The following is a 21,246-nucleotide window of genomic DNA, read 5'->3' as shown; positions in this document are numbered from 1 at the left end:
CCCCAAACCCCCCCCCCCGCTTCCGCCGGGGGGCACCTCCCCCACATTTTTTTCCGGGGCCCCCGGGGGCCCCCCCCCGGGGCCCCCCCCCGGGGGGGCCCCCCCCGCCGCCTCGCTTCGGGTGCCTGGACAAACGACGGGGCCCCGCCGTTTCCGGCGGGGCCCCGTCGAGTCGCGTCAGCGGCTCTTGTACGCCTCGACGACCTCAACCGGGATCCGGCCGCGCTCGGAAATCTTGTAGCCGTTCTTGACGGCCCATTCCCGGATGGCCCGGTTCTGCTCCCGATCCATTCCCGCGCCGGTGGGTCGCCCCGGTCGCCGGACAGAACGGGTGCTCTCCACCGGACCGCGCCCGATCCGCCGACCCGCATTGATGTACGGATCGAGCGCCTTGCGCAGGACGCCGGCATTCTCGTCGGAGACATCGATCGTGTAGGCCACGCCGTCGAGACTGAACTCAACCGTCCGGTCGGCCTTCCCACCGTCGAGGTCGTCGGTCAGGACCGTGATTACTTTTCTCGCCATTGCCGATTACTCCCTGTGTGCGGCGGGATGTGTCCAAAGTCTGACCTACCACCCCGGTAATCCGCAACAATATGCCTTCCATTCATTCGGCGCGTCGCGATTCCGTTACCGAGCAAAACCGTGAATCGGTTCGGTGCGGAGGCTTCATTCCCCGAGGATGCCGCTGTGACCGGCGACGGCAGCCGCCTCGGCCCGGTTCGAGACCCGCAACTTGCGCAGCAACGCGGCGGTCATCCGTTTCACCGTCCGTTCGGAGACGTGCAGTTCTTCGGCGATGTCGACGGTGCTGCGGCCGGCGGCGATCGCTCGCAGCAGTCGCCGTTCCTCGCCGTCCAGGTCGACGGGCGCGGAGCGCGTGGGCCGCAGCATGGCGCGCAGCAGTTCGGCCGGCAGCACCGCCCAGCCGTCGAGGATCGCCAGCAGCGGGGGCAGCAGCTCCTCCGGTTCGCTGGTCTTCGGCAGGAACCCCTCGGCGCCGGCCCGCAGCGCCTCCACCGCTGGCCCGGGCTCGGCGGAACCAGACATCGCGACCACCCGTACCCGTGGGGTGGTCCGCCGGATCGCGGCCACCGCCCGGATACCGCCGGGCGGCGGCATGTGCAGGTCGACCAGGGCCAGGTCGGGGCAGCAGCTGCTGACCAGGGCCGCCGCCGCGGCGGCGTCGCCGGTCGAGGCGACCACCTCGGCGCGGCCGTTAGTGGTGATCGGGAGCAGCAACTCCAGGCCGCGGACGAAAAGGGGGTGATCGTCCACGACGACGAGTCGCAAGGTGGAGGCTCCCGGCATGTCTGCGCCGTTCCCCAGCGGGTACCGATCATGCGGGTTCGCACCGAACGAGGGGAGTCGGGTGGATGCGCGTACGGCACGGTTTGCGGGACCTGCTGCGAGGGTTGCGCCCCAATGAGCCGACACCCGGCGAGAGGCGACCGACGGCGGCCGATTCGGAGTTGCTGCTGCGGGTGTTGTGCCACGAGTTCCGGACGCCGATCAGCACCCTGACCTCGCTGACCCGCGCGCTGGCAGACGAGCGTCGGGAGCTGACCGGGGACGACCGGCGGGCGCTCAGTGAGCTGGCCCGTGACCAGGCCGCCCACCTGCAGAGCCTGCTGCGCGACGCGACCGCCGGCACCGGCGTGCTGACGCCGACTCCGCAGCCGGAGCCGGCCGTCGCGCTGGCGGGCATCCTGCGGGAGGCCGCCGCTCTGGTGCCGGTCGGCCGTCGGCGGGCGCGGGCCACCCGGGGAGCGGCCTCCTTCCCGGTGCCGGCGGGACGAACTCGACAGGTGCTGGTCAACCTGGTGCAGAACGCGTTGCGGCACGGGCCGCCGGACGGACAGGTCGGGCTCTACGCCACGGTGCGCGGCCCCAGCCTGAGCATCCTGGTCACCGACGAGGGTCGGGTCGACGAAGCGCTGCTGGTCGCGCTGCGGCGTCCGGCGCCGGCCGTCGGGATGTCCGGTCTGGGCCTGTGGATCGCGCGGCAGCTCGTCGCGACCGACGGTGGAGCGTTGCGGGCGTACCGGCTACGGCCCCGTGGAGTGGCGCTGGAGGTGCTGCTGCCGATGGCTCGGCCGGTGCGCTGACCCGGGCGGGACACCGGTTGGCCCGCTCGGGTCATCGGGGCGGGAACGGCCTCGCTACCTGTTTTCCGGTACCGAGGAGGTTGGATGTTCAGCCACGTCAAGGATCTGCAGTTCGAAGCCAAGCCGGACGGCCCGGACGCGGCGTTCGCCCGGCGGTTGCAGGAGGTGCTGGGCGGCAAGTGGGGTGAGATGACGGTCGCCAACCAGTATCTCTTCCAGGGTTGGAACTGCCGGCTGCCCGGCAAGTACAAGGACCTGCTGCTCGACGTCGGCACCGAGGAGATGGGCCACGTCGAGATGATCGTCACGATGATCACCCGGCTGTTGGACAACGCGCCGCTGTCGCTGACCGAGGGGATCGCGGAGGATCCCGGAGGTGCCGCGACCTACGCCGGTGAGAATCCGGCGCACTTCATCCACGGCGGGGGTGGGGCCCTGCCCACCGACTCCAACGGGGTGCCCTGGAACGGCGCGTTCATCACCGCCAGCGGCAACCTGTTGGCCGATTTCCAGCTCAACGTCACCGCCGAGGCGCAGGGTCGGCTCCAGGTCGCCCGGTTGTTCCACATGACCGACGACCCGGGCGTCAAGCAGATGCTGCGCTTCCTGCTGGCCCGCGACACGATGCACCAGAACATGTGGCTGGCGGCGATCGAGCAGCTCAAGGAGGACGGGCTGGAGGAGATGCCGGTGCCGGAGGCCTTCCCGGACTCGGGTGAGTTCACCGAGGAGTACGGCTACACGTACCTGGGTTTCTCCTCGGGCACCGACGCCGCCCAGGGGCGCTGGGCGTCCGGGCCCTCGCCGGACGGCAAGGGCGAGTTCCGGTACGACGACAACCCGCGGGCGAACGCGCCGGAACCGGTGCTGCCTCCGGGTGACCCTCGGTTGTACGGCACCAACCCGGGGGTGGCCGGCTCGGTGGTGAACACGGTGAAGAGCAAGCTCACCTGAGGTGCCTCGTCGGGTCGCCCGCCGGTCCTGGGCGACCCGACGGACCGGGGAGAAGAGTGGTCTGGGTCACAGGTCGGAACAAGGGGAACGCTTTGTTACTTGAGTGAGACACGCTCAACTCAACGCGATAGCAGGTGTTCGATGGCAACTCTTCCGGTACTTCCCCTGACCGACGCCGTGCTGCTGCCCGGCATGGTCATCCCGGTGACCCTCGACCCCACCACCCAGGCCGCGATCGACGCGGCGCGGGCGACCGGCGACCGCAAGCTGCTGGCCGTGCCGCGCATCGACGGCGAGTACGGTCCGGTGGGCGTGGTCGCCACCATCGAGAAGGTCGGCCGGCTGCCCGAGGGTGAGCCCGCCGCCGTCATCCGTGGCCTGTCCCGGGCCCGGATCGGCTCCGGCGTGCCCGGCCCCGGCGCCGCCCTCTGGGTCGAGGCGACCGAACTCGACGAACCCGCCTACGCCGGTCGGGCCCGGGAACTCGCCCGCGAGTACCGCGCCCTGGTGACCTCCGTGCTCCAGCAGCGGGGCGCCTGGCAGGTCATCGACGCGGTGGAGCGGATGACCGACCTCTCCGAGCTGGCCGACTCGGCCGGTTACGCGCCCTGGCTCACGCTGGAGCAGAAGACCGAGCTGCTCGCCGCGCCGGACGTCACCGCCCGGCTGGAGCTGCTGGTCGGCTGGGTGAAGGACTACCTGGCCGAGCAGGAGGTCACCGAGCAGATCAACAGTGACGTCCGCGAGGGGCTGGAGAAGTCCCAACGCGAGTTCCTGCTGCGCCAGCAACTCGCCGCGATCCGCAAGGAGCTGGGCGAGGACGAGCCGGACGGCTCCGCCGACTACCGGTCCCGCGTCGAGTCCGCCGAGCTGCCGGAGAAGGTACGCGAGGCGGCCATGCGGGAGGTCGGCAAGCTGGAACGGGCCAGCGACGCCTCCCCGGAGGCGGGCTGGATCCGTACCTGGCTGGACACCGTGCTCGAGATGCCGTGGGGCACGCGTACCGAGGACAACACCGACCTGGCCGCGGCCCGAGCCGTGCTCGACGCCGACCACGCCGGCCTGGCCGACGTCAAGGACCGCATCCTGGAGTACCTGGCGGTGCGTAACCGGCGTGCCGAGCGCAACCTGGGTGTCGTCGGTGGTCGCGGGTCCGGCGCGGTGCTCGCCCTCGCTGGTCCTCCCGGCGTGGGTAAGACCAGCCTCGGCGAGTCCGTGGCGCGGGCGCTCGGCCGTAACTTCGTCCGGGTCTCGCTCGGCGGCGTCCGCGACGAGGCGGAGATCCGCGGGCACCGGCGCACCTACGTGGGGGCGCTGCCCGGTCGGATCGTCCGCGCGTTGCGCGAGGCCGGTTCGATGAACCCGGTCGTGCTTCTCGACGAGGTGGACAAGCTGGCCGCCGGCTACGCCGGTGACCCGGCCGCCGCCCTGCTGGAGGTGCTCGACCCGGCCCAGAACCACACCTTCCGGGATCACTACCTGGAGGTTGACCTCGACCTGTCCGACGTGCTGTTCCTGGCCACCGCCAACGTGGTGGAGTCCATTCCCGGCCCCCTGCTGGACCGGATGGAGCTGGTCACCCTGGACGGCTACACCGAGGACGAGAAGGTCGCCATCGCCCGCGACCACCTGCTGCCCCGGCAGCGGGAGCGGGCCGGGCTGACCGTCGACGAGGTCGCCGTTGCCGACGAGGCTCTCGCGCTGATCGCGGGGGAGTACACCCGGGAGGCCGGCGTCCGGCAGCTCGAGCGGGCCCTGGCCAAGATCCTGCGTAAGGTGGCGGTGACGCTGGCGACGGACCCGACGCCGGCACGCGTGGGCACCGACAACCTCACCGGTTACCTGGGTCGGCCGAAGTTCACCCCGGAATCGGCCGAGCGCACCGCCGTGCCCGGCGTGGCCACCGGTCTGGCCGTCACGGGTGCCGGTGGGGACGTGCTCTTCATCGAGGCGACCAGCATGGAGGGCGAGCCGGGGCTGACCCTGACCGGCCAGCTCGGTGACGTGATGAAGGAGTCGGCGCAGATCGCGCTCTCCTACCTGCGCTCCAACGGGCGGCGGTTCGGCATCGACCCGAACGCTCTCGCGGGACGCCGGATCCACGTCCACTTCCCGGCGGGCGCGGTGCCCAAGGACGGTCCGAGCGCCGGCATCACCATGGTCACGGCCCTGGCGTCGCTGGTCACCGGTCGCCCGGTCCGCCCCGAGTTCGGGATGACCGGTGAGGTGACGCTCTCCGGCCGGGTGCTGCCGATCGGTGGGGTGAAGCAGAAGCTGCTCGCCGCGCACCGGGCCGGCCTCACCGAGGTGATCATCCCGGCGCGCAACGAGCCCGACCTGGACGACCTGCCGACCGAGGTGCGCGAGGCGCTGACAGTGCACACCCTGGCCGACGTCGCCGACGTGCTCGCCCTGGCGCTGCGCCCGGCCGACGTGAAGACGCTGGACGGTCCGGCGCTCTTCGCGGTCTGACGCTCCGACCGTTCGGGCCCCCGCCGTCTTCCGACGGCGGGGGCCCTTTCGGTACGCGGGGGAAGGTCTACTGTCTCGTCTGCACCGTCAACCACCTCTCCGCCGCGAGGCGGCCCCCTGGAGGAACCCCAGTGAACGTGGTGCTCTGGATCATTCAGATCCTTCTCGCCGCCGTCTTCGCCGGCGTCGGACTGGCCAAGCTGAGCCAGCCCAAGGAGAAGTTGCGCGACGTGATGCGGTGGGTGGACCCGGTGCCGCCGTCACAGGTCAGGTCGCTCGGCGCGGTCGAGTTGCTGGCCGCCGCCGGGCTCGTGCTGCCGGCCGCCACCGGCATCGCCACAGTGCTCACCCCACTCGCCGCCGTCGGGCTGGTCATCGTCATGATCGGCGGCATCCTGGTGCACCTGCGCGCCCGCAAGCAGCAGACCACCCAGGACGGGCGTCGCACCGAGATCCAGGGCGCTGTCGCCTGCGCGGTGCTGCTCGTCCTCGCCGCCGTGGTGGCCGTTGGCCGTTTCGGCCCGTACGCTCTCTGATCCGCGTCGGCCAGCAGGCGACAATGCACAGTAGAGTCTGCCCGCCGCTCGAGGTGGCACTCAACGGGGGAGAGGCATGGAACCGATCGTGAGCGCACCTGGTGCGGTACCGCCGGCAGTGCCACAACGGTCAGATCCACCGGGCCGACGGTTGGGACGGCGGGTGCTCTTCGCTGGCGGCGCGGGCGCCGCGGTGGCGACGACGGTGGCCACCCTCGCCGGTGCCGAACAGGCGGGATCACCGCCCGTCACGACAGTGCGGGAGGCCCCGCTCAGCCTCCGGGACCCCCGGGTCGGCTGCCGGCTCGACGGCAGTGACGAGTCGGACAAGGTCACCACCGCGCTGAACCTGCTGCCGCCCGGTGGCGGGGAGATCTTCCAACCGGTGGGCGCACTCGGTCTCGGATCGGAGGTCCGCTTCCCGACGAGCGTGACCTGGACCGGCGAGAACATCGGCGCGGCGATCATCCAGCCGGCCCCGGGCTACACCGGTCGTCTGGTATCGAGCGGTAAGTACAACCAGATCTCCAACGTGCACTTCTACGGCATGCGGACCTCCGACGTGCTGTTGACCGTCCGCGGCCCCCGGTCGACCTTCCACCACCTGCACTTCGGCAACTCGGGCAGCCACGCCATCGAGTTCCTCGGCAAGGACGCGGACACCAGCGCCCACGCCAACAAGATCACCGATATCAACATCGAGGACTGCCTCGGCGTCGGCATCCTCGTGAACAAGGTCGCGTACGACAACGAGTTCCTCAACGTCTGGGTCGGTGAGTGCCAGACCGGGATACGGCTGCTGGACAGCGCCTGCTTCTTCGACAACCTGCACGTCTGGGGTTGCCGGGGCAACGGCGTGGAGCTGCGCGAACCCGCCCATCGAAACATCTTCCAGAACGTCTACCTGGAGTCGAACGGCACGAGTGGCACCGGTAGCGGCGCCGACCTGCGGCAGGTCTGGGGGACCCAGTTCATCGGCGGCCGGCTGTGGCGCAACGCCACCAACGGTATCGAGGTCTCCTCATCCGGACGTACCCGGATCATGGGGCTCGACATCCACGACAACGGCGCGAACGGGATCCTCGGCCGTGACGCCGACCTGTGCCAGGTGATCGGCAACCAGTTCTACGACGACGCGACGCCCCGCCGCCAGGACCGACCGATCGTGACGGCCGGCACCAGCAACAACTGGATCGTCACCAACAACGTGATGCGGGCGTACGACCACCGGTCCGGTGGCGCGTCGCTGGCCGGGGCCAACAACGTGGTCAACGGAAACATCGGCTAGCGCCGGCGGGGCGGCGGGTGCTCGGCGTTTCTCCCGCCGCCTCGCCGGGCCGTGTCGTCGGCGACCGTCGTGCCCCGGCGGTCGCCGACGGCGTGTTCAGCGCTCGTCGCCGCCGCGGTCGCGGCGCACGGTGGCCTTGCGGCCCTTGATCGTGCTGGAGCGCAACCCGGAGATGACCTCGTCGGCCACCCCCTGCGGCACCTCCACCAGCGAGAACCGGTCGGCGATCTCGATCGAGCCGATGTCCCGGCCGCGGATGCCGGTCTCCCCGGTGATCGCGCCGACCAGGTCCTGCGGGCGCACCCCGGCGCGTCGACCCAGGCCGACGAAGACCTGGACGGTGTTGCCGCCGCCGGAGCGTGGCCGGCCCCCGCCCCGCCGGTCGCCGCCCCGGCCGCCGGCCTCCGGTCGACCCTCGCGCGGCCCACGGACCGGAACCTGCGGGATCTCCTCCTCGTCGTCGGAGCCCGGCGACGTCACCTCGTGGGCCAGCTTCACGGCGGCGAGGGCGACCTCCATCAGGTCGAACTCGTCGGTCAGCGTCTCCACGATCACCCGGAACGGGTCGAGGTCGTCCTCCAGCAGGCTCTCCCGCAGGGCCGCCTGGGTCAGCTCCAGCCGGCGGGTACGCATGTCGGCCACGGTGGGGATCTTGTCGATGGTGATCCGCTGGCCGGTCACGCGCTCGATGGTCTTGAGCATCCGGTGCTCACGCGGCTCGGCGAGGGTGATCGCCACGCCCTCGCGGCCAGCCCGACCCACCCGGCCGATCCGGTGCACGTACGACTCCGGGGCGGACGGCACGTCGTAGTTGACCACGTGGGTCAGCTGCTCGACGTCCAGCCCACGCGCCGCCACGTCGGTGGCCACCAGCAGGTCGGCGGTGCCCGCCCGCAGCCGGCCCATGACCCGGTCGCGTTGCTCCTGGCTCATGCCACCGTGCAGCGCCTCGGAGCGGTAGCCGCGACCGTTCATCGTCTCGGTCAACCGGTCGACCTCTTCCCGGCTGCGGCAGAACACGATCGCCGCGGTCGGGGACTCCACGTCCAACACCCGACCCAGCGCGGCCGGCTTGTGCGCCCGGGTCACGATGTACGCGCTCTGCCGTACCCGGGGCGCCTCACCCGCTACCTGCTGCTCCCGGCCGATCTCGATCCGCACCGGTTCGCGCAGGTGCTGGCGGGCCATCCCGTCGATGCGCGACGGCATGGTGGCCGAGAAGAGCACCGTCTGACGCTGCGCCGGAGCGTGCTCCAGGATCGCCTCGATGTCCTCGGCGAAGCCCATGTCGAGCATCTCGTCGGCCTCGTCCAGCACCACCGTGGCCAATCCACCGAGGCGCAGGGTGCCCCGGGCGATGTGGTCGAGGGCCCGACCCGGGGTGGCCACCACCACGTCGACACCGCTGTCCAGTGCCCGCAACTGCCGCCCGATCGGCTGCCCACCGTAGATCGGCAGCACCCGCGCGCCCAGGTCCTTGCCGTAGCGGTGGAACGCCTCGGAGACCTGTACCGCCAGCTCCCGGGTCGGCACCAGCACCAGCGCCACCGGGTCGCCGCCCTGGCGGTGTGCCGTCATGAGGTTCAGCAGCGGCAGCGCGAACGCGGCCGTCTTGCCGGTGCCGGTGGCCGCCTGACCCAGCAGGTCCCGACCCTCCAGCAGCGGTGGGATAGCCTCCCGCTGGATGGGGGTCGGCTCCTCGTACCCGAGGGCGGCGAGCGCGCCCAGCAGCTCGGCGCGGAGCCCGAGCTCGGTGAAGGCGCTCACCTCGTCGGTGCCGTCGGGGGTGGCGTCGATCGGTGCGTCGTGCTGTGCAGGTGCGGAACTCATGCGCCAAGCCTTTCATCACGCCGTCCGGGCCGTTGCGGCGACCGCCACAAGAGCTGTCCCCGAGCCCGTGCTGCGGCCGTTCCGCGGTCCCGACGGCGGCCTCGATCAGGCGTCGGTGGTCAGGATGGCCAGCACCATCACCGCGGCGAGGGCCACATCGAGCACCGCGCAGAACTCGGCGTAGCCGCGCGGCACCACCCGGCCGCTGCGGTGGTACGTCAGGTCCCAGCCGGCGTGCGCCAACCACCCGAACGCCACCAGCCAGTCGGCGGTCCGCCCGCCGGCCTTCACCGCGATCAGCGTCAGGGCGACCCAGCAGAACAGACCGGCGAGTTGGGTGGCGAGCACGCCCCGCCCGCCCAGCGTGCGGCGGGCCACGCCGATCACCAGGTAGCCGCCGGGCAGCACCAGCATGGTCCACGGGCTGAGCACGCTCGGGTCGACCCACATGTCCACGGTCATCAGCAGCGCCAACCCGGTCGGCCAGCGGTGGGCGAGCGCCACCACGACCCGGTGTCGGCGTACCGGCGCCAACGCCTCGTGTCGGTGTCGGACCGCCACCAGCACCATCGCGGGGATCATCAGCAGGTGACCGCCGAGCATCAGCGCGTCGGCGTCGATCAGGCCGGCCCGAAACGGCACGACCAGCAGCAGGAACGGAACGTACATCGCGGCGGCCATCTCGCCGACCGCGTGCCAGCGGTGCGCCCGGTAGCGCATCCCCACCGTCATCCCGACGGTCATGTTCGTGGCCATCACCAGTGCGGCGACCTCCGGCCGGGCCAGCGCGTCGCCGACGCCCAGAGCGGCGCCGGCCAGCTCCCACAACGGCCCGAGCAGCAGCATCCCGGCGACCATCGCCACTGCCATCTCGCCCAGGTGCCCCAGCAGCCGCCGCCTGCCGCTGGCCGGTGCCGCGGCGGTCGGTGCCGCGCTGGTCGGTGTCGGGGCCGAGGGGGTCGGCTCGTCGGTGGGCAGGGGCGCGGTCGACGGTACGGCGGTGAGGCTGTCCGCGTACATCCGGGTGTTTTCCATGCCTCGACCCTGCCGGTGCCCCCCGGTGTGGCCGGCAGACCCGTTCGTCACGGGAAAACCGTGCGGACCGCACGGCCCGACCGTGACGGTTCGCATGGGTGGACCGTGCGCGGGGCGGTCCTAGGATCGGTGCGTGGCGAGCGAGGCGGTGACTCCCCGGGCGGACCGCCGGCTGCGTCGCGCCCGGCAGGCGACGCTGGTGTCGCTGGCCACCGGCGTCTGGGCGAGCGTCCTGCTACCGGCGGTCGGCCTGACCCGCGAGCCCGACCCGGGCCGGGTGACACTCGGCGCGGTCGGGATCCTCGCCTTCGTGATCGCCCAGACCGTCGTCCTGTACGCGGCCGTGACGCCGTGGCTCGACCCGCGCTGGCGGCGTCGGGCCGAGCTGAGTCTGGTCGCGGTGGCGGTGCTGACCGTTCCGCTGGTGGGTCCGGTGGCGGCCGGCAGGTGGCCGACCTGGGCCTGGCTCGGTGCGGCGCTGATCGGCATGACGCCGCTGCTGGTGCGGTGGCGGGCCGCGCTGGCGGTCGCGGTCGGCGTCCTGGCGGTGGCGGTGGCGGTGGCCTGGTGGACCGGTGGTTCCGTTCCGCGCCATCTCGCCGTGACTGGTGGGATCGGCGCGGCAGTGGCCGCCGTCAACGGGTTCCAGGTCTGGTTCTGGGACCTGCTCGTGGAGGCCCGGCAGGGCCAGGCCGCCCAGTCCCGGCTGGCCGCCGCCGAGGAGCGGCTGCGCTTCGCCCGCGACGTGCACGACGTCCTGGGGCACCGCCTCACGGTGATCGCGTTGAAGGCCGAACTCGCCGCCCGGCTCGCCCCGGTCGACGCGGAACGGGCCGGGCGGGAAGCCGCCGAGGTGCAACGGTTGGCCGCCTCCGCGCTGAGCGAGGTACGGGAGACCGTGCACGGCTATCGGGCCGTCGACCTCGACGAACAGCTCGCCGCGGTGGTGGGGGTGCTGCGCTCCTGCGGGGTGCGGTGCACGGTTCTGCCACTGCCGGCGGACCTGCCGCAACCCGCCGCCACCGAGCTGGCGGCGGTGCTGCGCGAGGCGAGCACCAACGTGTTGCGGCACAGCCGGGCCGACTGGTGCCGGATCCGCATCGATCGGGAGGATGGCGTGGCCAGGATGACGGTGGCCAACGACGGTGCCGACGACCGTGGCCCGGACGCGCACAGCCACGGCCTGCGCGGGCTGGCCGACCGGCTCGCCGCTGCCGGGGGCGAGTTGCGGGTACGCCGGGAGGACATGATCTTCACCCTCGAAGCCACAGTGCCGGCGCCGTCGTGATCCGCGTCCTGCTCGCCGACGACGAGGACCTGATCCGGGTAGCCGTCGCCGCGCTGCTCGCCCTGGAACCGGACATCGAGGTGGTGGCACACGCCGCCGACGGGCCGACAGCCGTCACCGCGGCGCTGGCGCACCGCCCGGACGTGGCAGTGGTGGACCTGGAGATGCCCGGCCTGGACGGCATCGCGGTGGCCGCCGAGCTGACCCGGGTCCGACCCGACTGCGCGGTGGTCGTGCTGACCGGGCACGGTCGTCCCGGGCACCTGCGCCAGGCGTTGACCGCCGGCGCCCGAGGGTTCCTGCCCAAGGGCTCGCCGGGTGGGGCGCTCGCCGACGTGATCCGCCGGGTGCACGCCGGAGGGCGCTACGTCGACCCCTCGCTGGCCGCCGACGCGTTGACCCTGCCCCCGTGCCCGCTGACCCCTCGGGAACTGGAGACGCTGCGGCTGGCGGAGGTCGGTGCCCCGGTCGCGGTGATCGCCCGTCGGGTGCACCTGTCCACCGGAACCGTGCGCAACCACCTCTCCGCCGCCGTGCAGAAGCTCGGCGCCGCCGACCGGGCCGAGGCCGTCCGCACCGCCCGGGACAACGGCTGGCTCTGACTTCGGTTGGCGTCCGCCGAGCAGGAGCGTCGCCGGCTAGCGTGGGCGCGTGCGTACGGTGGAACTGGTCTGCTCGCCCGGCCTGGAGGTCGCGGTCCGGGCGGTCTGGGGTCGGCTGGCCGCCGCCGGGTTGCCCAGCCTGGCCCGCAACATCCACCCGACCAGCCGGCCGCACCTCACCCTCGCCGCCGTCGACGAGTTCCCGCCGGGGGTCGAGCACCGCCTCGCCGCACTGTTCGACGCCGCGCTGCCGGTGCCGGTGACGCTCGACCGGGTCGTCGTCCTCGACGGCAGCGCCCCACTGGTCTGGCTCGTCCGACCCACTCCGGCGCTGACCGCGCTGCACGCCGCCGTCTGGGACGTTCTCGCCGAGGCCGACGGACACCGCCCGTGGCATGCGCCCGACGCATGGGTGCCGCACCTGAGCCTGGCCCTGCGGTTCCGCAACGCGGACCTGCGGATGGCTCGTGCCGTCGCCGGGGGGCAGCGTCCGACGGGTGACTTCGACGCCGCCCGCAGCTACGACGGCACGGACCGGACGGTGAGCCCGTTGACCGGCCGCGGCTGAGGTCGTCACGCGTCGTCCGGAGCCTCAGTTGCTGCCCCCACCGCCGTCGCCGCCTCCACCATCGCCCCCACCACTGAACTCGCCGCCACCACCGCCACCACCTGCGCCGCCGGCGTAGCCGTGGCGGCCGTCGAGGAAGGGCAGGTCGCCGCGAATGCCGGGTGGCTTGGGCCGCCTGCCCGGCCCGGCGAGGTGTTGCAGGCAGACCCGGCCCGAGACCGGGAAGCATTCGCCACGGCCTCCGCAGTCGGCCAGGTAGCGGTTGCCGTCGTGGATGTGCAGTTCCTGGTCCACCCGGAACAACAGGGGAAGGCCGGTCGGGCCACACCCCTCGTCACGCCGGCCATGGCCGAGCGTGGCGAGCAGGAGAGGCCCGCGATTGGCGTCGGTCCTGTCGCTGCTCGTCGCGGACGTCGGTCGGTGGTGCGTAGAGCGCCCGAACGCGGCGTCGCAGAAGGTGGCGTAGTCCCGCGCGTGCAGGGTCATCTCCTGCCACAGATCGTCCACGACCACCGAGGGCATGGACAGCTTCGCGCCGGGCTGGCGGGCGATGATCCGGAACCACTGCCGGGTCGCGGTTTCGACGAGAACGAGGTCGTCGTCGCTGAGATGGGGATACCGGTTTCTGAGATGTTGACGCCCGCTGGCAGGAAACCGCAGTTCGGACACGGCACGGAGTCGGCGAGGGGTGCGGTCGCTTCTGAACTTCGTCCAGATCATCCGGTTACTTCTATCCGCCCGGCGATGCAGGCGCTAAGGCCCCGACTTGCCGAAGTGGCGCCGCGGCTCCTTCAGAGTAGGGCAGTAGGCAAGCGCCTCACCGACGCCTGTCAGGCAGGCTGTACGTGGTGGCCAGTGCGGCGAGGGCCTCGGCGCTGCGGCTCCCCGGCTCCGGCATGCCGACCAGGAGCTGCTGTCCGGGCGCATCACGGACGTCGAACGTCTGGTAGGTCAACTCGATCCGTCCGGCGGCCGGGTGCTGCACCACCTTGAACATCCTGGTAAGACCGCGCACGCTCTGGTTCGCCCAGAGGGTCCGGAACTCTGGCGAGCCCCGCCCCAGGTCGGCCACCAGCGACTGGATTTCCGGGTCGTTTGGAAAGAGGCCGGCATTGAGCCGCAGAGCGTGTACGACGTTCTCGGTAAGAGTTGGCCAGTCCGGAAAGACGGTGCGCGCCTGCGGATGTTGGAACAGCACCCGGACCATGTTGACAGTGCCCACGAAGGGTGACAGCAGTGCCGCCGCCACATTGTTCGTGGCCAGCACGTCGAACGCGGGGTTGAGCACGTAGGCGGCGGAGGTGGGGAACGCGTCCAACAGCCGCAGCAACTCGGGGTGAACCGAATCTCGAAAGCTCGTCGGACCCAGGCTGGGGTTCAGCCCGGCGAGCCGGAAGAGGTGGCCGCGCGCATCCAGGTCGAGGCGCAGGGCCCGTCCGATTGCGTCGAGCACCTGCGCCGAAGGGTTGCGCTCCCGGCCCTGTTCGAGGCGGGCGTAGTAGTCGACGCTCACGCCGGCCAGCACCGCGATCTCCTCACGGCGCAACCCGGACACCCGGCGGTCGCCGCCCCCGCGCAGTCCAACGTCCCTGGGGTCGACACGGGCACGCTGGGCTCGGAGGTAGTCGCCGAGCCCGTTGCTGGTGGCGACCATGTCCACCAGCCTAAAGCTCCGGTCCCCGCCCTCGACGGCCGCTACCGCGACGGCGGGCATCGCCGGCAGCCGTTCGCCAGCGGAACCGGACAGCGACGTCGAAACCGGGCTGGGTCGGTGTGATGGCCGGGGCGGACGGAGCCGTGCAGGTCCAGGGCGGCGTTCCAGGGTGCGGTGCACCTAGGAAAGGCCGCCCTTCCCGGCTCCCGGCCGCCGCAGGATGGTTGGACACGCGCTGCCTCGACGCAGGCACCAACCGAGACCAGGAGCAGCAGTGACCAGCCCATCCTCAAAGATCATTCTTATCACCGGCGCGAGCAGCGGCATCGGTGCGGCGACCGCCCGCAGGTTGGCCGCCGACGGCCACCACGTCGTGCTTGGCGCGCGACGGGTCGAGCGGCTCGCCGCGCTCGTCGATGAACTGCGCCATGACGGCGGCACGGCCGACTACCAGGAACTCGACGTGACCAGCAGGAACAGCGTGCTCGGCTTCGTCGAGGGCGTGCATGACCGGCACGGGCGCATCGACGTTTTGATCAACAACGCCGGGGTGATGGCCCTGTCCACGCTCGACTCCCTGCGGACTGACGAGTGGGACCAGATGATCGACGTGAACCTACGCGGCACGCTGCACGGCGTCGCGGCGGCCCTGCCGCTCATGCGGGCCCGCGGCAAGGGCCACATCATCAACGTCGGTTCCTCCGCTGCCTACCGTGTCGACCCGACGGCGTCGGTGTACTGCGCCACCAAGTACGCCATCCGGGCGCTCACCGAAGGCCTGCGTCAGGAGAACCGGGACGTCCGGGTGACCCTGGTCAGCCCGGGGTACACCCACTCCGAACTCACCCAGCGCGGCGGTGACCCGCAGATCCAGGATGCCGCTCGGGCAGCGACCGAGGAACTCGGCATGCCAGCCTCGGCGGTGGCCGACGCCATCGCCCACGCAATCGCGCAGCCCGACACCGTCGACGTCAACGAGATCATCATGCGGTCCACCGCGCAAGGCTGAACACGCACGAGGAGGAGAAAGGTCATGAGTGAAGCGCTCGAGATGACGACATTCCGGCTCGTCCCCGGCCTCACCGGCGCCGACTTCGTCAAGTCCAATAAAGACATCGACGACTACCTACGACGCCAGCCGGGCTTCCGCTGGCGCCGCATTATCGCGACCGATGATGGCACGATCACCGACATCGTCGCCTGGGACTCGGTGGCGGACGGCCGGCGCAGCGCGTCAGGGATCATGACCGAAATGGCCGACTCGCCGGTGCACGCGACCATCGACCACGCCACCGTCGACTTCCGGATCGTCCCGGTGTTGCACGAGGTCACCTGATCGTGGCGGCCGTCGGTTCGAGCCAGGCACCCGCACCGCTGATGCGCCGCCATCGCCGGGCATGATGAGGCGATGACCGCAGGTGCCGAGGGGCGGGGGATGGCCGAGGTGGCCGCTCTGCTGGCCGACGGCACCCGGGCCAGCATCTGTGTCGCGCTGCTCGACGGGCGGGCGTGGACCGCCGGCGAGCTGGCCCGGCGCGCCGGTGTCGCCCCGTCGACGGCCAGCGACCACCTCAACCGACTCGTCCGCGGTGGGCTGCTCGTCGAGGAACGGCAGGGCCGGCACCGTTACCTGCGGCTGGCCGGGCCGTCGGTGGCCCAGCTGATCGAGGACCTGGCCGGCCACGCCCCAACGACGCCCGCACCGACCGGGTCGCTGCGGGCGGCGACCTCCACCGCCGCCCTGGCGTACGCCCGGACCTGCTACGACCACCTGGCGGGGCGGCTCGGCGTGCTGATGTACGACGCGCTGCTGGCCGGCGGACGGCTGGACCAGTCCAGCGGGTTGGCGTTGACCTCCGAAGGATGGGCGTGGGCGACCGAACTGGGCGTACCGGTGCATCTGCTGCGCACCGGTCGACGCCCGGTGGTCCGCGACTGCCTGGATTGGACCGAGCGCCGCCCGCACCTGGCCGGAGCACTCGGCGCGGCGCTCTGCCGCCGCTTCACCGATCTGGGCTGGATCAGCCAGGGCACCGGCCGCGCCATTCGTCTCACCCCCACCGGCCGCGTCGCCCTCGCCGAGACCCTGGACGTCCCCGACGACACCCTCGCCCCCGCTTCTTTCCCGGCACCCACCAGCGGCCGAGCCTGACGCGCAGCGGCAGCCGTCGCCAGTGGCGGTCGAGCAAGAGGACCACGCCGATCTTGCACTTTCCGTTGCTGAGATGCGTGGATATGCCCCTTGCGTCGGGACAGAAAATGCAAGATCGCGGAGCAGGGTCAGCGCGGGGCGGGGCGGGATCGTTCGGTGCGGGGCGAACGGTTCGCGCCCTACGGTCGGGCGGTGACTGACAACTGGCCGCACATTGCGCCCGCCCCGGGAACACCGGCGTGTGGGCCGTCCTCGTTCGAACCGGAACGCGGTTGGTGGGTGACCCGGCACGCCGACGTACGCGCGGCGCTGACCGACAGGGCATTCCAGGTGCCGGCCGTCGACACCGGTCCGCCCGGCACCCTCGCCTGGCTGCGCGCCACGGTCAGCCGGTTCAGTTCACCACGACAGCACGCCGACCGTCGGGCGGTCGCAGTGAGCGCGCTGGCCGCGCTGGCCCCGGACGACCTGCGACAGGACGCGGCGCGGCTGACAGTGGCCGTTCTCGACCGCGCCGGCGACCGCGTCGACGTGATGCGGGAACTGGCCCGGCCGGTGCCGCTGCGGGCGTTGGCCGATCGCCTCGGTTTCGCTGATCCGGCAGCCGCCGGGACGGCGGTCGCTGTCGTCGCGGCGGCGTACCACCCGGGGGTGGACCCGGCCTCGACCTCGCGGGCCGACCGGGCGGTGACGACGCTGCTGGCACTCGCGCCGCAGGGTCCGCCGGAGGTACTGGCGAACCTGATCGGTCTGCTGGTCCAGGCGTGCGACGCGACGGCGGGCCTGATCGGCGCCGCCGCCCATCACCTGCTGCCCCCGGCCGGCCCGCGAGCGGCGGCCACGGTACCGACCGCCGACCTGCTGGCCGAGGTGCTGCGCCTCGACCCGCCGGTCCGGGCCACCCGACGGGTCACCGTCGACGAGGTACGGCTGGGCGGGCGGGATCTGCCGCCCGGAAGCCCCGTGCTGCTGCGCTTCGACGCGGCCAACCGTGACCCGCAGGCGTTCACCGAGCCCGCGACGTTCCAGCCCGGTCGGCCCGGTGCCGGGCTGTTGACCTTCGGGACGGGGGAGCGGGGTTGCCCCGGCGACCGGCACGCCCTGGCGCTGGCCAGCGGGGTGCTCGACGTGCTGCGGGAACGCTGCCGGCGTGCTCCGACCCCGGTGCGCCACGAGCCGCACCCGACCCTGCGGGTGCCGACAACTCTGGAGGTGAGCGTCCGATGATCGAACGTCGTGCGGCGTTCCACGCCCTGCACCGCGCCGGCCGCCCCCTGCTGTTGCCCAACGCGTGGGACCACGCCTCGGCGGCGGCGCTCGCCGCGCGTGGACATCCGGCCATCGGCACCACCAGCCTCGGGGTCGCCGCGACCGCCGGCCTGCCCGACGGGACCGCGGCAACCGCAACGGAGACCCTCGCCCTGGCCCGCCGGCTGGCTGGGCTGCCGGTGCTGCTCAGCGTGGACGTGGAGGCCGGGTTCAGCGACGACCCGGTCGAGGTCGCCGAGTACGTGGCGGAGTTGGCCGGGGCCGGCGTGGTCGGGATCAACCTGGAGGACGGGCGTGCCGACGGCACCCTCGCCGACACCGAGGTCGCCGCTGCCAAGATTGTGGCAGTGAAGGCGGCGGTGCCGGAGCTGTTCGTCAACGCCCGCACCGACACCTGGTGGCTCGGGGTGGACGACCCACTGCCGCAGACCCTCGCTCGCGCTCGCGCCTACCGGCTGGCCGGTGCCGACGGGATCTTCGTGCCCGGGACCGTCGACCTGGCCACCCTGCGCATCCTCACCGAGCGGATCGACGCTCCGGTGAACGCGCTGTACCAGCCGGGCGGCCCAGGGCTGGCTGAGTTGGGCGGGGCCGGGGCGGCCCGGGTCAGCACCGGCTCGCTGCTGTTCCGGGCCGCGCTGGGCGCCGCGCTCGCCGCCGCCGACGCCGTCCGCGACGGCGGGTCCACCATGCCGGGGGGACTGCCGTCGTACGCCGAGGTGCAGGCCCTGGTGCTGACGGACGGCGACTGACGGTGGCTGCCGGCGCTCCGTTAGGGGGGAGATAGGAGGAATGTTCGGTCCGTTCCGGTCCCGATGATTACGGTGTGTTTCAGGGCGAACCACCCAGTGCCGTGACCGGAGAGAGGGACCCGTCATGCGAGTGCCCAGCCGTAGCCCGGGACAGCAGCCCGGTTCGCCTCCGTCGCCCACCGCTCCGGCCCGCCGTCGACCCTCCGGTGCGACCCCCCGCCGCGTTTCCGCCGCCGCCCCCGACCTGCCCGCCTACCGGGCCGCCGTCGCCGAACTGCTGGTCGAGGTCGGCGCCCTGGCCGACGCGGCGAGCACCCGGGCCCGGCAGGTGCTCATCGACGAGCGGCTGCGGGAGCCGGCGCTCGCCGCGGTCCTCGACGCCACGCCGCAGGGGCTGATCGGCGCGCGCGAGACGCTGCTGCTGGAGATGGCCCGCTACCAACCGAACGACCGCACCTCGGCGACTGACCTCAGGGCACTGGTCCGGATCTACCTGCTCTCCCGCATCGACGTGCTGTGGTGGCAGGACGCACCGACCTTCGTCACCGACGACCAGGTCAACGGCAGCCCCGAGCTGGTCGACCTGGAGTGGCTGCGCCGCCGCGACCTGCTGCGCTTCCGCTACCAGGAGCAGCCCGCCACGATACTGGGCCGGGCCGCCCGCGGGCTGCGTCGCCGGCTGCGACCCGACGCCACCCCGCGTACCGCGGGGCTGCTGTTCCGCCGCGCTCGGCGCGAGGTGGTGGCGCTGCTCAACGACATCGGACGGGAGTTCACCGCCGTCGCGCCGCCGGCCACCCCGCCGCTCTGGGTGACCAGCCTGGTCCGCAGCGCCGAGCACCAGTACCGGCTGCGCCGCCTGGGCTACGCGGCGATGCTGCCCAGCGGGCACTGCCTCGGCTACTCGGCCGACGTCGAGCTGGCCTGGTTCGAGCGTTTCGGCGCGCGCGAGGCCCTGGCGGAGCTGCTGCTGAGCCGGCAGGAGGCCGGTGAGCTGAACGTGATCGACGAGGGGCAGGCCTGGCACGTGTGTCTCGCGCCCACCGCCCGGCGTCGCCTACGCCGGGCGTACGAGGCCGAGATGGGGGTCTGAGCCGGTGTGCGGTATCGCGTTGAGCATCGGTCCCGAGGCCGACCCCGCGACCTTCCGGCGGATGCTCGCCGCCCTGGCCCCGCGCGGTGAGGTCACCGAGACCCGGTCCGAGAGTGGGCTGCTCGCCGGCACCCGCCGGCTGCGGGTCGTCGACCGGGACCGGGCGGTGCAACCGTGGACGTCGACCGACGAGCGGTGGCTGCTCTGCTTCAACGGCGAGATCTTCAACTACCGGGAGCTGCGGGCGCAGCTGACCCGCCTGGGGCAGGCCTTCCGCACCGAGAGCGACACCGAGGTGCTGCTCGCCGCGTTCCAGCAGTGGGGCGAGGCGGCGGTCACCCGACTCCGTGGTGAGTACGCCTTCGCTGTCGTCGAACGGGCCACCGGCCGGGCGTACCTGGCCCGCGACCCGCTCGGGGTCAAGCCGCTGTACTGGTCCCGTCGACCCGGTTGCCTGCACCTCGCCTCCGAGGTGAAGGCGCTCGTCGGGCACGGCGCCCCGATCGCCGAGGTGCCGCCCGGGCACCACGGCTGGGCGGAGGTGGACGGGCAGGTGCGACTGAGCCCGTACGTCGACCTGCTCACCATCGGCGACGGCCTGCCGGTCATCGACGACCCGGACGAGGCCGCGCTGCTGGTCCGTGCCGCGCTCAGCGACGCGATCCGGATGCGGGTGGAGACCGACCTGACCGTCGGGGTGGTGCTCTCCGGTGGGCTGGACAGCTCGTTGACCCTGCGGCAGGTGCGCGACATCCACCCGGACTGCGTCGCGGTGACCGTCGGCGTGGCCGACAGCCCCGACGTGGCGTACGCCCGGCGGCTCGCCGCCGACCTCGACGTGCCACACGTGGTGGTCGAGCTGCGACCGCGCGACATCCGGCTCGCCGACGTCCGCGAGGCCATCCGGATCTCCGAGCTGACCGAGTACGGCGACATCATCAACGCGGTCGTCTCGGTGCCGATCTTCCGGCGGCTCCGCGACCTGGGCATCAAGGTGGTGCTGACCGGCGACGGCTCCGACGAGCTGTTCGGCGGGTACCCGATGTACCGCCAGGTCGCCCCGGCGGCGGCCCGCCGACTGTTCCTGCACCGGATCCGCAACCTGTGCCGCACCGAGTTGCAGCGCGTCGACCGGGCCGCCATGGCGTACGGCGTGGAGGCCCGGGTGCCGTTCCTCGACCTCAGCGTGGTGGAGCTGGCGATGCGGTTGCCGGTGGATCTGAAGCTGCGCCACGGGCAGGAGAAGTGGATCGTCCGGCGGGCGTTCGCCGACGTGCTGCCGGACTACGTCCTGCGCCGTCCGAAGAACCCGATGTCGTACTCGTCGGGGTTGCACGAGCGGGTCCGGCTGTACAAGCCGCTCTTCGCCCGGCTGCACCGCTCCTTCGGCTACGACCTGCAGGAGCCGGTCCGTCGGGACTTCGACACGGTGCTGAGCCGCTGCGGCAACGACCTGGACCGGGCCGTCGCCGACGGGCTGACCCGACCCGACTACACGGTCCTGGAGCACGCCCGCGACCTGGTCGGCGCGGCCAAGTGGAACGCCGCTCCGATGGTCCGCCGGCTGGTCGGCCCGCGCCCCGCCCGCCACTGACGGCCGCCCCCGCACGCCGCGCTTGACTCTGACACGGTGTCAGGGACGAGT

General features: G+C 72.2%; 21 protein-coding genes. 15 read left to right on the top strand and 6 right to left on the bottom strand.

Annotated features, from left to right (window positions below):
• Nucleotides 1–177 precede the first annotated feature (177 nt).
• On the bottom strand, nt 178–525 hold the full coding sequence (locus ABZ794_RS24510) for an Lsr2 family protein (RefSeq protein ID WP_210784867.1): 348 nt from the start codon (nt 523–525) through the stop codon (nt 178–180).
• A 144-nt stretch (nt 526–669) separates the two neighbouring features.
• The gene (locus ABZ794_RS24505; protein ID WP_307850583.1) at nt 670–1,278 is read right to left on the bottom strand and encodes a response regulator transcription factor; all 609 of its coding nucleotides are present in this window, start codon (nt 1,276–1,278) and stop codon (nt 670–672) included.
• Between the two features lie 98 nt (nt 1,279–1,376).
• Here ABZ794_RS24505 and ABZ794_RS24500 point away from each other — a divergent pair, with 98 nt between their 5' ends.
• The 5 genes from ABZ794_RS24500 to ABZ794_RS24480 all read left to right on the top strand — a co-directional run bounded on the left by ABZ794_RS24500 (nt 1,377) and on the right by ABZ794_RS24480 (nt 7,358).
• A complete protein-coding gene (locus ABZ794_RS24500) occupies nt 1,377–2,108 on the top strand; it encodes a HAMP domain-containing sensor histidine kinase (RefSeq protein WP_357517751.1) in 732 nt (243 codons plus the stop codon).
• Nucleotides 2,109–2,192: 84 nt separating this feature from the next.
• Nucleotides 2,193–3,062 carry a manganese catalase family protein gene (locus tag ABZ794_RS24495; protein WP_210784870.1) on the top strand — a complete coding sequence of 290 codons (870 nt, stop codon included), beginning with the start codon at nt 2,193–2,195 and terminating at the stop codon, nt 3,060–3,062.
• A gap of 141 nt (nt 3,063–3,203) precedes the next feature.
• Complete coding sequence (gene lon, locus ABZ794_RS24490; RefSeq protein ID WP_357517749.1) at nt 3,204–5,534, top strand: endopeptidase La; 2,331 nt, start codon at nt 3,204–3,206, stop codon at nt 5,532–5,534.
• A gap of 131 nt (nt 5,535–5,665) precedes the next feature.
• Nucleotides 5,666–6,070: a DoxX family protein gene (locus ABZ794_RS24485; RefSeq protein ID WP_210784872.1), complete on the top strand. Its 405-nt coding sequence runs from the start codon at nt 5,666–5,668 to the stop codon at nt 6,068–6,070.
• 163 nt (nt 6,071–6,233) lie between these two features.
• Nucleotides 6,234–7,358, top strand: a complete 1,125-nt coding sequence (locus tag ABZ794_RS24480) for a right-handed parallel beta-helix repeat-containing protein (RefSeq protein ID WP_357517746.1) — start codon at nt 6,234–6,236, stop codon at nt 7,356–7,358.
• A gap of 96 nt (nt 7,359–7,454) precedes the next feature.
• On the opposite strand, the gene ABZ794_RS24475 is transcribed toward ABZ794_RS24480, so the two are convergent.
• Both ABZ794_RS24475 and ABZ794_RS24470 read right to left on the bottom strand, forming a co-directional pair.
• The gene (locus ABZ794_RS24475; RefSeq protein WP_210784874.1) at nt 7,455–9,188 is read right to left on the bottom strand and encodes a DEAD/DEAH box helicase; all 1,734 of its coding nucleotides are present in this window, start codon (nt 9,186–9,188) and stop codon (nt 7,455–7,457) included.
• A gap of 105 nt (nt 9,189–9,293) precedes the next feature.
• Nucleotides 9,294–10,223: a hypothetical protein gene (locus tag ABZ794_RS24470; protein WP_357517744.1), complete on the bottom strand. Its 930-nt coding sequence runs from the start codon at nt 10,221–10,223 to the stop codon at nt 9,294–9,296.
• A 133-nt stretch (nt 10,224–10,356) separates the two neighbouring features.
• On the opposite strand from ABZ794_RS24470, the gene ABZ794_RS24465 reads away from it, so the two are divergent.
• Genes ABZ794_RS24465 through ABZ794_RS24455 form a run of 3 tightly spaced genes read left to right on the top strand, consistent with a single transcriptional unit; the run spans nt 10,357 to nt 12,681 of the window.
• Nucleotides 10,357–11,511, top strand: a complete 1,155-nt coding sequence (locus ABZ794_RS24465) for a histidine kinase (protein WP_210784876.1) — start codon at nt 10,357–10,359, stop codon at nt 11,509–11,511.
• Nucleotides 11,508–12,113 carry a response regulator transcription factor gene (locus ABZ794_RS24460; RefSeq protein ID WP_238688889.1) on the top strand — a complete coding sequence of 202 codons (606 nt, stop codon included), beginning with the start codon at nt 11,508–11,510 and terminating at the stop codon, nt 12,111–12,113. Before ABZ794_RS24465 ends, ABZ794_RS24460 begins: the two co-directional genes overlap by 4 nt.
• A 49-nt stretch (nt 12,114–12,162) precedes the next feature.
• Nucleotides 12,163–12,681 carry a 2'-5' RNA ligase family protein gene (locus ABZ794_RS24455; RefSeq protein ID WP_357517741.1) on the top strand — a complete coding sequence of 173 codons (519 nt, stop codon included), beginning with the start codon at nt 12,163–12,165 and terminating at the stop codon, nt 12,679–12,681.
• A 24-nt stretch (nt 12,682–12,705) separates the two neighbouring features.
• Here the strand turns inward: ABZ794_RS24455 and ABZ794_RS24450 are convergent, their stop codons facing one another.
• Both ABZ794_RS24450 and ABZ794_RS24445 read right to left on the bottom strand, forming a co-directional pair.
• Complete coding sequence (locus ABZ794_RS24450; RefSeq protein ID WP_357517739.1) at nt 12,706–13,350, bottom strand: hypothetical protein; 645 nt, start codon at nt 13,348–13,350, stop codon at nt 12,706–12,708.
• 148 nt (nt 13,351–13,498) lie between these two features.
• Nucleotides 13,499–14,335, bottom strand: a complete 837-nt coding sequence (locus ABZ794_RS24445; RefSeq protein WP_210786286.1) for a helix-turn-helix transcriptional regulator — start codon at nt 14,333–14,335, stop codon at nt 13,499–13,501.
• Between the two features lie 220 nt (nt 14,336–14,555).
• Here ABZ794_RS24445 and ABZ794_RS24440 point away from each other — a divergent pair, with 220 nt between their 5' ends.
• The 7 genes from ABZ794_RS24440 to ABZ794_RS24410 all read left to right on the top strand — a co-directional run bounded on the left by ABZ794_RS24440 (nt 14,556) and on the right by ABZ794_RS24410 (nt 21,195).
• Nucleotides 14,556–15,344 (top strand): SDR family oxidoreductase, encoded by a 789-nt coding sequence (locus ABZ794_RS24440; protein WP_357517737.1) that lies wholly within the window; start codon nt 14,556–14,558, stop codon nt 15,342–15,344.
• A gap of 24 nt (nt 15,345–15,368) precedes the next feature.
• Complete coding sequence (locus ABZ794_RS24435) at nt 15,369–15,671, top strand: hypothetical protein (RefSeq protein ID WP_238688892.1); 303 nt, start codon at nt 15,369–15,371, stop codon at nt 15,669–15,671.
• 72 nt (nt 15,672–15,743) lie between these two features.
• Nucleotides 15,744–16,487, top strand: a complete 744-nt coding sequence (locus ABZ794_RS24430) for a winged helix-turn-helix domain-containing protein (RefSeq protein WP_210786283.1) — start codon at nt 15,744–15,746, stop codon at nt 16,485–16,487.
• A gap of 192 nt (nt 16,488–16,679) precedes the next feature.
• The gene (locus tag ABZ794_RS24425) at nt 16,680–17,714 is read left to right on the top strand and encodes a cytochrome P450 (protein ID WP_307850668.1); all 1,035 of its coding nucleotides are present in this window, start codon (nt 16,680–16,682) and stop codon (nt 17,712–17,714) included.
• Entirely contained in the window at nt 17,711–18,508 is a 798-nt protein-coding gene (locus tag ABZ794_RS24420; RefSeq protein ID WP_210786281.1) for an isocitrate lyase/phosphoenolpyruvate mutase family protein, read from the top strand. The genes ABZ794_RS24425 and ABZ794_RS24420 overlap by 4 nt, the downstream gene beginning before the upstream one ends.
• A 124-nt stretch (nt 18,509–18,632) precedes the next feature.
• A complete protein-coding gene (locus ABZ794_RS24415) occupies nt 18,633–19,601 on the top strand; it encodes a DUF5715 family protein (protein ID WP_210786280.1) in 969 nt (322 codons plus the stop codon).
• A gap of 4 nt (nt 19,602–19,605) precedes the next feature.
• Nucleotides 19,606–21,195 carry an asparagine synthase-related protein gene (locus tag ABZ794_RS24410; RefSeq protein WP_357517733.1) on the top strand — a complete coding sequence of 530 codons (1,590 nt, stop codon included), beginning with the start codon at nt 19,606–19,608 and terminating at the stop codon, nt 21,193–21,195.
• Nucleotides 21,196–21,246 lie beyond the last annotated feature (51 nt).

This window comes from Micromonospora sp. NPDC047187 (genome assembly GCF_040643355.1).
Lineage (GTDB): Bacteria > Actinomycetota > Actinomycetes > Mycobacteriales > Micromonosporaceae > Micromonospora > Micromonospora salmantinae.
Note: the sequence above shows the minus strand (reverse complement) of the source record. Positions and strands in the feature narration are given on the sequence as shown.